The organism is Coraliomargarita sinensis (assembly GCF_003185655.1).
In the GTDB taxonomy this organism is placed as follows: Bacteria; Verrucomicrobiota; Verrucomicrobiia; order Opitutales; family Coraliomargaritaceae; genus Coraliomargarita_B; species Coraliomargarita_B sinensis.
The window spans coordinates 70250-82695 of record NZ_QHJQ01000007.1 but is presented as its reverse complement, the minus strand read 5'-3'; the positions used below and the strand labels follow the sequence as shown (position 1 = coordinate 82695).

Genomic DNA, 12446 nt, shown 5'->3' with positions numbered 1-12446 from the left:
GCAGAGTTCCCCGGAGTCAGGACATTCCTGTCCTGATGTACATGGTGGGTCACGGAAGCAACCTGCCCAAATGGACAATAGGGCGCAGTCTCCATTGATTCTGTGCTTCGGAAATCTAAAATCTAAAATTAGAGCTGTTCTGTAGAGCTATGATTTCTCTTGTAGAGTCTCCGCCTGCGGATGCCAGTATCGTCGTGTAGGCGATGCTTTTTCGAGTGCCTCCGGGGCTCAGCAGTATTCGCATGCCCCCGAGTGCAGCTTCTGGATAAAGCCGTGGGCATCCGCAAGCGGAGCCCCTACTGACTTTTCAAAAAATCCCGCGACTCACGCTTGAGCTTCTTGATCTTGGTCTCGTTCTTCTTCAGATCGCGCTTGTCCATTTTGTCGATGAAGAGCTCGCCGTTGAGGTGGTCCACTTCGTGGAGGATGCAGCGGCCGAGCAGGCCGTCAGCTTCGATCACGTGCGGGTTCCCCTGGACATCCTGAAATTCGCAGCGCACCCCGACGGGGCGGATCACTTTACCGTTCACGCCGGGGAAGGAGAGGCAGCCCTCTTCGTAGACATCCTCGCGGTCGTCGACGATGCTTACCCTGGGGTTGCATATCGCCATGGGCATGAACAGGTCGAGCGGCGGTTGCTTGCCGTCGTAGCTGTAGTTGAAGGGCACTTCCACGCCCTCGGGAGGGCGCACATCCACGATGCAGAGCTGCAGGGCCTTGCCGATCTGCTGAGCGGCCAGGCCGATGCCTTCCGCCTCATACATGGTGTCCACCATGTTGTCGGCCAGTTCGGCCAATTCGGCGTTAAATTCAGTAACCGGTGCCCCCACTTCCCGGAGGATGGGTTCGCCGTATTGGGTGACTCGTAGGATCATTGGTTTAAGGTGTGAAGGTAGAAAAGTGGGAAGGTATTATGCTAAGTCGTTTGTCTAACTGCTAACTTCTTAATTCTGTCTACTCTCTTTGTCCTGAAGCACGTGCGGGGAGGGGAGCGATATTGCTCATGCCGACATTGACGACGACCTTATGTTTCGCGGCAACGGCTTCATACGCCTTGCGCAGCCCGTCCCAGACCTCGTCCGCTTCGCCCCAGACTACGGTGGACATCGTGCCGGTGTCGCGTGCCAGTCCGCTCGCGTCGAGTGCGTCCAGATAACAGTGCACTGCCTCGCGCACGTTACCGTCGAGTGCATACACGGAAACCTGTAAAGAGATCAAAGGGTCGGTCTTTTCCATTAGGGTGAGAGCTAAATTGCTTCGCGGACGCTGTCCACTCTACTTCTCAGATGAATGGAATCGGCCTTTTCCACGGACCACGGGGAGGCAAATCGGAGATTTGCAGTTTTTCAGTGACCCGTTCACCAGTTGCCGGTTGAGGCTTTGTCTGTGAGTGGTTGCTGGATTAGTGTGTGGCTGAGTGGTTGAGTCGTGAGTGGGGCTGTATTGGTGCGTCGTTGAGTGGTTGAGTCGTGAGTGGGGCTGGATTGGTGGGTGGTTGAGTGGTTCCACGTTCCTCGTTAGGCCGAAACACAGAAACACCGAATTACCGAACATCCCCATATCCAGCGAAGCGAATATCTCATATCCCTGATCACTCATTCTTCCCCAACAGTAAGCGTTTATCAGCGCACATCAGCGGTCGCCAGCTACGCTGGCCCAAAGGAAATTATTTTGTCGTCTTCTTTTCGGAATGAGAGGCACCTCGATAGGTATCGACCCCCGTTCTCACGAACGAGGCCACGTGGCCTCTGTCTTCGCTTTCAAGCTACGCCGGACACGGTCGCTGGTAACAGCGGGGTCGATGCCGTTCGATACGAGGCCGCATGCCGTTGTCGCGCGATACCTGTCCCGAATATCGAAACAAAATTGAACTCGATTCTACTTCTTCCAAGAACCAAGAACCAAGAACCAAGAACCAAGAATGCCCGCCTAAACCAGCATCAGCGCCGGCGTCTCGAGGATTTCCTTGAGGGCCTGCAGGTATTGTGCGCCGACGGCCCCGTCGATGGTGCGGTGGTCCCCGGACAGGCCGATCTTCATGGTCTGGCCGATCACGATTTCGTCGTTCTCGTTGACCACGGGCTTTTTGATGGTGGCTCCGATACTGAGGATCGCCGCGTTGTTCGGATTGATGATGCCGTAGAAGTCGGAAATACCGAACATGCCGAGATTGGTCACGGTCAGGGTGGAACCGCTCATCTCGTCGGGTGCGAGTTTCTTGTCGCGGGCCTTCTTGATCAAAACTTTGGCTTCGGCGCCGATTTCGCGCAGGCCCTTGGTTTCCGCCGCGCGGATGACCGGAGTGACCAGTCCGTCGTCGATGGCGACGCCGAAGGCCAGATGCACGTTAGCGTGTTGCTTGATGGTGTCGCCTTCCCAGGAGCGGTTGATCGCAGGAACCCGGCGGACCGCTTCAGCGGCAGCTTTCAGCGTCAGGTCGTTGACGGTAAACTTGGTGCCGCCGTGTTCCTTGGGCAGTTCGGCCAGCTTGGCATTGAGCTCCTTGCGGAGTGCGGCCAGCGGGGCGCCGTCCACCTCGATTTGCAGGTAGAAGTGCGGGGCGTTGGACTTGGACGAGACCAGTGCCTTGGCGATGCTCTTGCGCATGTTGCTGACCGGGAGGTCGAGCTCTTCGAGTGTGGCCACCGGTTTGGCGGGTTCAGCGGCGGCAGCCTTGCCGGCACCGGATCCGCCACCCTCGGCTGCTGCCGGGGCCGGTTCTGCATTGAGCACGTCTTCCTTTAAAATTCGGCCACCGGGGCCGCTTCCTTTGAGTGTGGCCAGGTCGATGCCTTTCTCGGCTGCGATCTTGCGGGCCACTGGGGATGCCTTGATCCGTTCGCCGTCATCGGTGGTTGCGGGCGCGGGGACTTCCGCCGGCGTATCGTCGGATTTTTTATCCGACGCCCCTTTGACTTTGTCCTCGTCCGGCTTGCTCTCTTTTGCAGAGGATTTGGCTTCGTCGTCTTTCCCGGCCTCCTTCTCGTCGCCCCCGTCATCCTCTTTTTTCTCGTCCTCGGCGTCTCCACCGGCATCGGAGTTGTCGACTTCGGGAGCCTCCTCGCCTTTCTCACCCACGGCGGCAATCGCGCCACCGACCGGCACTTCCTGGCCTTCCTTGCAGTACTGCTTGATCAGGACGCCGTCGTCGAAGCATTCGACTTCCATCGTGGCCTTGTCGGTTTCGACTTCGGCGATCATGTCGCCGTTGGCGACCGCGTCGCCTTCGTTCTTTAACCATTTGACCAGCGTGCCCACCGTCATGGTGTCGCTGAGTTTGGGCATGTCGATGAGTGTAGCCATTGTTCGTCTTGTGGGTGGTTGCTTGCCCTGCGAAGCTCTTGGAGCGAAGCGGGGAGTCGTAAGTTGGTAAGGTGGTTGAGTGGTTCCGCCTTCGCCCTTCCGGGTCTACGGCGTGACTTGTGAGTGGTTGCCTGTCCTGGAGTGAGGGGAAGTTGTTCTTTCGTTTAAATCTGCAATCTCGAATCGGAAATCCACAATTAGGAGACGCATTTCAGCACGGATTCAATGATGCGTTCTTCGTTGGGGATCTGCCAGTTTTCCAGATCCTTGGCGTAGATTTGCGGGGCGTCGACTGCAGAAACCCGGTGAATGGGCGCATCCAGATAGTCGAATGCCTTGTACTGGATCATGTGCGAGATTTGGGCGTCCACGCCGCAGAAGGGCTTGTTCTCCTCCACCAGGACCGCGCGGTTGGTCTTCTTAACCGAGTTGAGGATGGTTTCCTCGTCGAGCGGGCGGATGGAGCGGAGGTCGACGACTTCGGCGTCAATACCATGCTTCTCTTTAAGAATCTTGGCCGCGCTCAGCGAGATCATGGCACAGCGGCCGTGGGAGACGATGGTGACGTCCGAGCCTTCTTTGAGCACGTTGGCGACGCCGAGATCGATGGTGTACTCTTCTTCCGGGACTTCCCACTTTTCCCCGTAGAGGAGGGTGTTTTCCATGACAAAGACCGGGTCGTTGTCGCGGATCGCCGTCTTCATCAGCCCCTTGGCGTCATAGGCGTTGGAGGGGCAGACCACCTTGAGGCCGGGGTGGTTGGCCACCATGTTTTCCGGGGTGTGCGAGTGGGTCGCGCCCACGTTGGTGCCCCCGTTGGCCGGGCCGCGCACCACGATGGGAACGTTCATCAAGCCGCCGGACATGTAGCGGCAGAAGGAGGCGTTGTTGAAAAGCTGGTCGATCGCCACGTAGCTGAAGGACATGAACATGAGCTCCACGACCGGACGGATGCCGAGCGCCGAAGCACCGATGGCGAGCCCGGAGAAGGCCGCCTCCGAGATCGGGGTGTCGACCAGGCGTTTGTCGCCGTATTTGTCCCAGAGGCCTTCGGTGACTTTGTAGGCGCCGTTGTACTGAGCGACTTCCTCGCCCATGATGACGACGTTTTCGTCGCGTTCGATTTCTTCAGCAAGTGCCTGCTTGATAGCTTCGCGGTATGTGATGAGGGCCATTTTGAAATGCGTTGAGTGGTTGAGTGGTTGCCAGTTGTCCCAGCTCAAAAAGCAGTGGGTTGTCTTTAATTTTAATCTTTAATCCAAAATCTCGCGAAGCGAGTTTACACGTCATTGAAAAAATAGGTCCCTTTGAGTTTGCCTTCGGTGTCGTTGTCGACTTCCCAGTAAACGTCGGTTTGAATCTCCTCGCGGGGTGCGACCGGACTCTCGTCCGCGAACTGAGCCGCGGCATCGGCTTCCTCTTTCTTCTCCTTGTCGATCTGTTTGACCAGGTCTTCGTCTAGGGTGCCTTCCTTGATCAGCTGCTGCTTGAGGACGTTGATCGGGTCCTTGTTCTTCTTGTAGTCCTCGATTTCCTCCTTGGTCCGGTACTTCTCATGGTTGGCATCGGCCACCGAGTGTCCGCGGTAGCGGTAGGTGCGGATTTCCAGGAGGAAGGGCTTGTGCTCTTCGCGGGCGCGGGTCATGGCGCGGTCGGCCACTTCACGAACTTCGAACACATCGTGCCCGTCGCAAACTTCCCAGGCCATGTCAAAGCCGTCGGCGCGGTGGGCGAGATTCTCTTCGGCGGAAGAACGCTTTAAGCTGGTGCCCATGGAGTAACCGTTGTTCTCGATCACGAAAACCACCGGAATGTCCCATAGCGAGACGAGGTTCAGGGTTTCCATGAAGGCCCCCTGATTGACAGCGCCGTCGCCAAGGAAACAAACCGCACAGCCCTTGACGCCCTTGTATTTGAGCGCATAGGCGAGGCCGGCTCCGAGAGGCGTCTGCCCGGCGACAATCCCGTGGCCGCCCCAGTAATTCTTGTCCGGCGCAAAAAAGTGCATGGAGCCGCCCTTACCCTTGGAGCAACCGGTGTGCTTGCCGTACATCTCCGCCATACATTCGTTCATCGACATCCCCACGGCCAGTGCATGCCCGTGGTCGCGATAGGCGGTAATAATGTGGTCGTTCTCCTCCATCAGGGAGACGACACCCGTGGCCACGGCTTCCTGGCCGATGTAAAGGTGGAGGAAGCCGCCGATTTTCCCTTGATTGTAGGCGCGTAGGGAACGCTCTTCAAAACGCCGGATCCCGACGATCGTCCGGTAAAGCTCGATCTTCTCCTCGGCGGACAGCTTCTTGTTAATAGGGGCCTGAAGGAAAGTCTTTGCCTTCTTGGTCGTTTTCTTGGCTGTTTTTGCGGTTTTCTTCTTTGTTGCCATAGGCTTGCGTCGGTTGAACCGCAACAAAGCCCTCGATCGATGCAAATTGCAAGTTAAATACGATTTGTAAAAAGAATCTTAATTCGCGAAACTAAATTTACGAAATATGATTCGCATATAATCACCCGCGGCCGAGCAGGTTTTCCTTCAAACTTTGGGAGATGGCTTCTTCGCCCAGCCAGATTCGGAAATACAGCTCCGCGAAATCCTTCCCCTCAATCGTGATCACGGGTTCGTCGTTGATACATAGGGTGGTGCCCGTGCTGGGCTTGTAGGTCAGCGACGACCGGTCACCTTCCCCGACGCCGGTGTAAGCTTCGTTGATTTTAGCTACCCGTTCGGCAATGATTGATCGCTCGTCCTCGCTGAGATTTCTTTCCAGCATACGGTCGGCGGATTTCAGGATGATTGCCTTGTCGATCTGCCGGAGGTAGTGGAACTGGAGATGAAAAGCCCTGTTGGCTTTGAGCACATCTTCGGCGTCCGCCCCCGATTCGGTGAACAGCGCAACCTCGTAGAGGTCGAAGAAAAAGCGATAGACGTAGCGGTATTCCCCCAGTTTAACAAAGCTCTGGTCCAGGACCTTGATTCTCTGGGGAAAGAGTTCGCTGCCACTGGCGCTTGAGATCGCCAGTAAAAGCATGGCAGGTATGATTTTGTAATGACGCGTCATTATGCTTTCGGCTTGGGAACGATCGTCGAGATGCCCCCGTCGGCGACAAAGGTCTGACCGGTGACAAACTTGGCGTCATCGGACAACAGCCAATTGGCCAGGCTGGCAATGTCGTTTGCATCGCCAATCTCCCCGAGAGGGTGCATGCGCTTGGAAATTTCCAGTCCCTGCTCGCTGCCGATGACCGGTTTAGCCAGCGGTGTGTCGGTGAGGCTAGGGGCGATGGCGTTAAAGCGGAGGCCCTTGGAACTGTACGTCGCGGCGGCCGAGCGGATCATTGCTTCGATGCCGCCTTTCGCAGCCGCGATGGCCTCGTGGTTGGCGATGCCCGTTTGAGCTGCAGCCGTGCTGAAGAACAGGCAGCTGCCCGCTCGTTGCTTCTGCATGATCTTGGTGCAGGCACGAAGGGCATAAAAGGCACTATTCAGATTAGCCATGATGACGTTTTGCCAGTCTTCCGGAGAAGTCAGGTGGGCCGGCTTGAGAAAGATCGAACCGATGGCGTGCACGTAAGCATCAATCTGATCTGCAGATTCCGAGGCGGAATCGAAGTACGCGTCGACTTCCTCGGGATTGGTCGCGTCCACTGTCGAAATCTGGACATCCAGTTTCTCTTTCAGGGCATCAATGCGCTCCGCACTCCGGGCGAAGCCCTGCACGGTGTGTCCCTCCGCAACTAGCTTGCGGGCCAGCGCTGAGCCGATACCCCCGGTGATGCCGCCGATGACGATAGTTTTGTTTTCTGACATACTGACCCATCGTTGTCGGGGAGAAAGGATTACAGCAATTGTGGGGTGGTTGGTCTGTGGTTGAGTGGTTGAGTGGTGCTTTTAGGCTGCTTCCCCATGAAGACTTTCGTGCGTGGGGCACTTCTTACGACTCAACCAACCACTTATCGAGCCCCACTGACCACTCAACCACTCAACGACCTACCAAAATCCCCACTGACCACTCAACCACTCAACGACCTACCAAAATCCCCACTGACCACTCAACCACTCAACGACAAACCAGCAGCCCCACTCAACCACCCACCAACTCTCTCTTCTTTTCTAGCTTGAAAGCCGCGGGCGAGGGCACAGTTTGAGCAGTTTTCTAATTTTTCACTGTAGCATCGATCCGTCAGGTCGATGAGCCAGGCAGTTTTCCCAATTTCCCGCTATGTCCGAGATCGCAAAAGCCTACGAACCGAAAGAAGTCGAAGCACGCTGGTATGCCAACTGGCTGGAAGCCGGGTGCTTCAAGGCCGAGGCCGATCCGTCGCGCGAGCCCTACGCCATCATGATTCCGCCACCCAATGTGACGGGTATGCTGCACATGGGTCACGTCCTGGACAACACGCTACAGGATATTTTCATTCGCCGCGCGCGTTTGGAGGGCAAGGCCGTGCTCTGGCAGCCGGGTACCGACCACGCCGGCATCGCGACCCAGACCAAGGTGGAGAAGCAGCTGCGCGAGTCGGAGGGTAAGACGAAATACGACTACGGCCGCGAGGCTTTCCTGGAAAAGGTCTGGGACTTCCGCGAGGAATCCGGTGGCGTCATTCTCAACCAACTGGAGAAGTTGGGCGCTTCCTGCGACTGGGACCGCACCAGCTTCACCCTCGATGAGCATTATTCCAAAGCGGTGCTGACGGCATTCGTGAAGCTCTACCAGCGCGGCTACATCTACCGCGGCCTCCGCATGGTCAACTGGTGCCCGGCGACGCACACCGCGATCTCCGACGAAGAGGTCAACATGAAGCCGCAGAACGGCTTCTTCTATAAAATGCGCTACGAACTGGTGGAGCCGGACGGCGAGCGCACCCATCTGGAAATTTCCACCACCCGCCCCGAGACGCTCATGGGCGACAGCGCCGTAGCGGTGCATCCCGAGGACGTACGCTACAAGCACCTCATCGGCAAGACGGTCTGGCGGCCCTTCCCCAAGGCGGAGATCCCCATTATCGGCGACGAGTATGTCGACCGCGAGTTCGGGACCGGCTGCCTGAAGGTGACCCCCGCGCACGACAAGAACGACTTTGAGATCGGGCAGCGCCACGATCTGGAGATCATCGAGGTGATCGACCACGACGGGAAGCTTAACCACCTGGCCGGCGAGGCGTTTGACGGAATGGATCGCTTCGAGGCCCGTAAGGTCGCCGCGCAAAAGCTCGAGGACATGGGCCTGCTGATCGAGCGCGAGCCCTACGAAAACACCGTCGGCTTTTCCGAGCGCGGCGATGTGCCGATCGAGCCGCGCCTTTCCGAGCAGTGGTTCCTCAAGTACCCGAAGGTGATGGAGGCCAAGCGCGCAGTGGAGAAGGGGATCATCAAATTCCATCCGGACCGCTGGAAGAAAACTTACCTGCACTGGCTGAACGGAATTCAGGACTGGTGCATCAGTCGCCAGCTCTGGTGGGGCCATCGCATCCCGGTCTGGTATAAGAAGGGTATCCCCATCAACGAACTGGACTTTGACAATCCCGAGCACGTTCATGTCTCGGTCGACGGACCCTCCGATCCGGAAAACTGGGAGCAGGAAGAAGACGTGCTCGACACCTGGGCCTCCTCCTACCTCTGGCCGATGGCCAACCTCGGCTGGCCCGATGCGACCCCCGAGCAGCAAAAGGAGCAGGACTTCTGGTATCCGACTTCGACCCTGGTGACGGGCTTCGACATCATCTTCTTCTGGGTGGCCCGCATGATCATGGCCGGACTCGAACTCTACGGGGAGGACAAGAAAGAACTGAGCGACGAGGAGATCGCCCAACGCATTCCCTTTAAGAACATCTTCATACACGGTCTCATCCGCGACGAGAAGGGGCGTAAGATGTCCAAGTCGCTCGGCAACTCACCCGACCCGCTCGATCTCATCGAAAAGTTCGGTGCGGACGGGTTGCGCTTCGGGATCTGCAACATCGCGCCGACCGGATCCGACATTCTCTTCTCGGAAGAGCGTATCCAGATCGGTCGCAACTTCTGCAACAAGCTCTGGAATGCCTCGCGCTTCCGCCAGATGAGTGGCCCGATGGCGGATAACTCCAGCCTGGAGGCGATCCACGCCCGTATCGATCCGAGCCTCCTTGACGACTACGATCATTGGATTCTGGCGCGGCTCGCCGAAGTGACCCGGGAAGTGGAAAAGTGCTTTACCGATTACGAATTGGCCCCGCTGACCCATAATATTTACGGCTTCTTCTGGAGTGATTTCTGCGACTGGTATGTCGAGGCCTCCAAGGGCAAGCTCAAGGGCAGCGACGCCGAACGCGACAACTGCCTCGCGATTCAGGACCTGGCCCTGCGCCAGGTCCTGCAACTGGCCAACCCGGTCATCCCGCATATCACGGAAGAGCTTTGGAAGGGGCTCGGCTACGATGCCAACGAACCCTTTATTCAAAACACCAAGCTGTCCGGAGCCGCGGAAATTCTCGGCAGCCTGGCCGTCGACCCAGGCGCGGTCGAACGGGTGGCCGATCTACAGGAACTCATCACCCAGGCCCGGGCCCTTAAAGCGAAATACAATCTCGCCAACAAGCGCGACGTCGCCGTCTTCTTCGGTGCCGAAGGCGATGCCGCCAAGGTGATTACCGACAACGCCGGCTTGGTGAAAACCCTGGCCGGACTAGGTAGCCTGGACGCGCTCAGCGGCAAGTCCGCCGATGGCCTGCCCGCCGCCGTCACCCCGCTCGGTTCACTCTACCTCGACCTCAGCAGCAGCATCGACGTCGATGCTGAAAAAACCCGCCTGACGAAAGAACTGGCCAAGCTCGACAAGCTCGTCGCCGCCGGCGAAGGCAAACTGAAGAACCCGAAGTTCGTCGAAAGCGCGCCCGCCCACGTCGTCGAAGGCGCCCGCAAACAACTCGCCGAAACCACCGAGAAGCGCGACGAGACCAAGCGGATTTTGGATTCGTTGGTGGGTAGTTGAGTGGGGCTCTCTGGTGGGTAGTTGAGTGGTTGAGTGGTGAGTGGGGCTGCTGGTTTGTCGTTGAGTGGTTGAGTGGTGGGTGGGGTTGCTGGTTTGTCGTTGAGTGGTTGAGTGGTTAGTGGGGCGGGTTAGTCGGTCGTTGAGTGGTTAAGTGGTTGCTTGTCCTGCGTAGCTCTTGGAGCGAAGCGGGGAGTCGTGTGTAGGTTTTTGGCGTTTAGTCGCCTCGTTTTCTTTTCAGTACATAGGCGCGATAGCCGTTGATCAGGCGGATAGATTCGTCGATGAGTCCACGCCCTCTCTTTAAAATATCTTCATAGATGTAACCGTCATCGACTGCTGTCAGCATATGGTCCAGCGTTTCATGGGCCGATCCCCTCGCGTAGCTAAGGAATTTTGCGTCGTCCTTATAATGAAAACGGCCGTAGCCTTCGGCAATGTTTGCCTTCACTGATCGCGCAGATCGTACGATTTGACTGGTAAGATCATACTTTTCATTGGCCGGGAAAATACTGACGACCTCGCGACGAACAAAGAGGTAGAGCTCACGCCCGGCTTTCCAGCAATTCAAGTCCTCAAACGTCGATCTTCTCTCAGCCATGCTGAAAAGAAAATCACAGCGAAATTGTCAGGCAACAACTAACCGTTTGATAATTTAGATTTCAACACAAGCACCACCCACCACTCAACCACTCAACAACCTACACGGTGAAGCATGCGTAGCGGGGCTACGCATGCTTCACCGCAATCATCGTCAAGTCGTCGTGTTGCCCGCTACCCCTTGAGAAGCGCTTCACGTTTTCCAGGACGTGTTCGATGATGCCTTCGGCGGTGGAATGTCCGTGGGTTTGCAAGGTTTCCCGCAGGCGTTCGCCGGAGAATTCCTCCCCGCCTGGGTCAGTGCATTCGGTGACCCCGTCGGTGTAGAGGAGGAGCGCGTCGTTTTCCCCGAAGTGGATACTGGCATCCTCGATCACATCATCGAAAATCTCCGGACCCACCATCCCGATCGCCATCCCCGGCGACTGGATGGGGCCGACATCGAGGCTGCCGTCGGAGTGGCTGTCGTAGAAAAAAGCGGGTTCGTGCCCGGCGCGGGCCAGGGTCAGCTTCTCTGTATCCAGGGTAAAGATCGCGTAGATCATGGTGATGAACATGTCGCGCTGCATCGTCTTTTGCATGGCGGCATTGATCTCGCAAAGCACCTGGGCGGGCGAGCGGTGGGCTTTGGCGAAATGTCTGAGGTGGGTTTGGCAGATCGCCATCAGCAGCGAGGCCGAAACCCCTTTCCCGGAGACATCGGCGATGGCAAAGGCGATGGTATTGTCGTCGAGCGAAAAGACGTCGTAGAGGTCGCCGCCGATTTTTTGCGCCGCCGTGTAGTGGCTGGCAAAGGCCACCTGCTTGGAGGTGGGGTAGTCCTTGGTCAGCAGCAGGCCCTGCACCTTGGCCGCCAGTTGCATGTCGAGGTCGATCTGCTGCTTTTCAATCTGCAGCTGCATGGCCGCGCTGTTGTGCACCGCGAGTCCCACTTGCTCGGCCAGCGATTCCACCAGCGAGAAGTCGGTCTCGGTAAAAGCCAGGCCGTCGGCCGGATTGGCCACCGCGAGCACCGCGAGGAGTTCATTTTTAAACAGCACCGGCGCAACGATGATGGAGCGGACCTGTAGTGCCGGGTCTTCGTGCTGCACCACGCGCGGGTCGTTGCCCGCGTCGGTGATGAGCTGTGCCTGTTTCGACTTGGCCACCTGCCCGATCAGGCCTTCCCCGATCTGGTAGGTCTCCGACTTGAGAATGCCCTCCAAAAACTGCGCCCGCGTGATATCCTTGCCGGTGAGCTTTTTGGATAACTTGCGCTGCGGCGGAAAAAGCCCTTCGACCGCGATACTCTTCAGGGTATGGTCCGGGCGTTTCTCGAAGATGCAGGCACTCATGGCGCCGGTGCTCAGGACCGCGGCATGAATGATCCGTTGAAACATGTTCTCCCGGTCGCTGCCCTCCGCCACGGCCTCGACCATGTTGTGCATGAACTCGACGACGATCTGCTTCTCCTGCTGGAGGAGCTGCTTCTCCTGGTCGATGATCTTGAGCTGCCGCCCCTTGCGGGTGTAAAGCACCCAGACCACTGCCATGCCTAGTAAAATGCCGGAAAGGAAGGGCAGCATGTCGGCAGTGGTT

Annotated in this window: 10 protein-coding genes; 1 reads left to right on the top strand and 9 read right to left on the bottom strand. The window is 57.4% G+C overall.

From position 1 onward, the window contains the following. Positions 1-296: 296 nt before the first annotated feature. From DDZ13_RS10500 to DDZ13_RS10470, 7 genes are all read right to left on the bottom strand, one after another. A complete protein-coding gene (locus tag DDZ13_RS10500) occupies positions 297-875 on the bottom strand; it encodes a peptide deformylase (RefSeq protein WP_110131413.1) in 579 nt (192 codons plus the stop codon). 79 nt (positions 876-954) lie between these two features. Then, positions 955-1218, bottom strand: coding sequence for a thiamine-binding protein (locus tag DDZ13_RS10495; RefSeq protein ID WP_158279887.1), 264 nt, complete (start codon positions 1216-1218; stop codon positions 955-957). A 711-nt stretch (positions 1219-1929) separates the two neighbouring features. After that, positions 1930-3303, bottom strand: a complete 1374-nt coding sequence (locus tag DDZ13_RS10490; protein WP_110131411.1) for a dihydrolipoamide acetyltransferase family protein — start codon at positions 3301-3303, stop codon at positions 1930-1932. A gap of 197 nt (positions 3304-3500) precedes the next feature. Next, positions 3501-4478 (bottom strand): alpha-ketoacid dehydrogenase subunit beta, encoded by a 978-nt coding sequence (locus DDZ13_RS10485; protein ID WP_110131410.1) that lies wholly within the window; start codon positions 4476-4478, stop codon positions 3501-3503. Positions 4479-4582: 104 nt separating this feature from the next. Then, positions 4583-5689 carry a pyruvate dehydrogenase (acetyl-transferring) E1 component subunit alpha gene (gene pdhA, locus DDZ13_RS10480; RefSeq protein ID WP_110131409.1) on the bottom strand — a complete coding sequence of 369 codons (1107 nt, stop codon included), beginning with the start codon at positions 5687-5689 and terminating at the stop codon, positions 4583-4585. 121 nt (positions 5690-5810) lie between these two features. Next, positions 5811-6362: a chalcone isomerase family protein gene (locus DDZ13_RS10475; RefSeq protein ID WP_110131408.1), complete on the bottom strand. Its 552-nt coding sequence runs from the start codon at positions 6360-6362 to the stop codon at positions 5811-5813. Next, positions 6362-7111: an SDR family oxidoreductase gene (locus DDZ13_RS10470; RefSeq protein ID WP_110131407.1), complete on the bottom strand. Its 750-nt coding sequence runs from the start codon at positions 7109-7111 to the stop codon at positions 6362-6364. Before DDZ13_RS10470 ends, DDZ13_RS10475 begins: the two co-directional genes overlap by 1 nt. Positions 7112-7523: 412 nt before the next feature. Between DDZ13_RS10470 and DDZ13_RS10465 the strand changes: the two genes are divergently transcribed. Next, positions 7524-10271 (top strand): valine--tRNA ligase, encoded by a 2748-nt coding sequence (locus DDZ13_RS10465; protein ID WP_110131406.1) that lies wholly within the window; start codon positions 7524-7526, stop codon positions 10269-10271. Between the two features lie 214 nt (positions 10272-10485). Here the strand turns inward: DDZ13_RS10465 and DDZ13_RS10460 are convergent, their stop codons facing one another. Both DDZ13_RS10460 and DDZ13_RS10455 read right to left on the bottom strand, forming a co-directional pair. Then, positions 10486-10869 carry a four helix bundle protein gene (locus DDZ13_RS10460; protein ID WP_110131405.1) on the bottom strand — a complete coding sequence of 128 codons (384 nt, stop codon included), beginning with the start codon at positions 10867-10869 and terminating at the stop codon, positions 10486-10488. A gap of 127 nt (positions 10870-10996) precedes the next feature. After that, the gene (locus DDZ13_RS10455) at positions 10997-12433 is read right to left on the bottom strand and encodes a GAF domain-containing SpoIIE family protein phosphatase (protein WP_110131404.1); all 1437 of its coding nucleotides are present in this window, start codon (positions 12431-12433) and stop codon (positions 10997-10999) included. Positions 12434-12446: the final 13 nt, after the last annotated feature.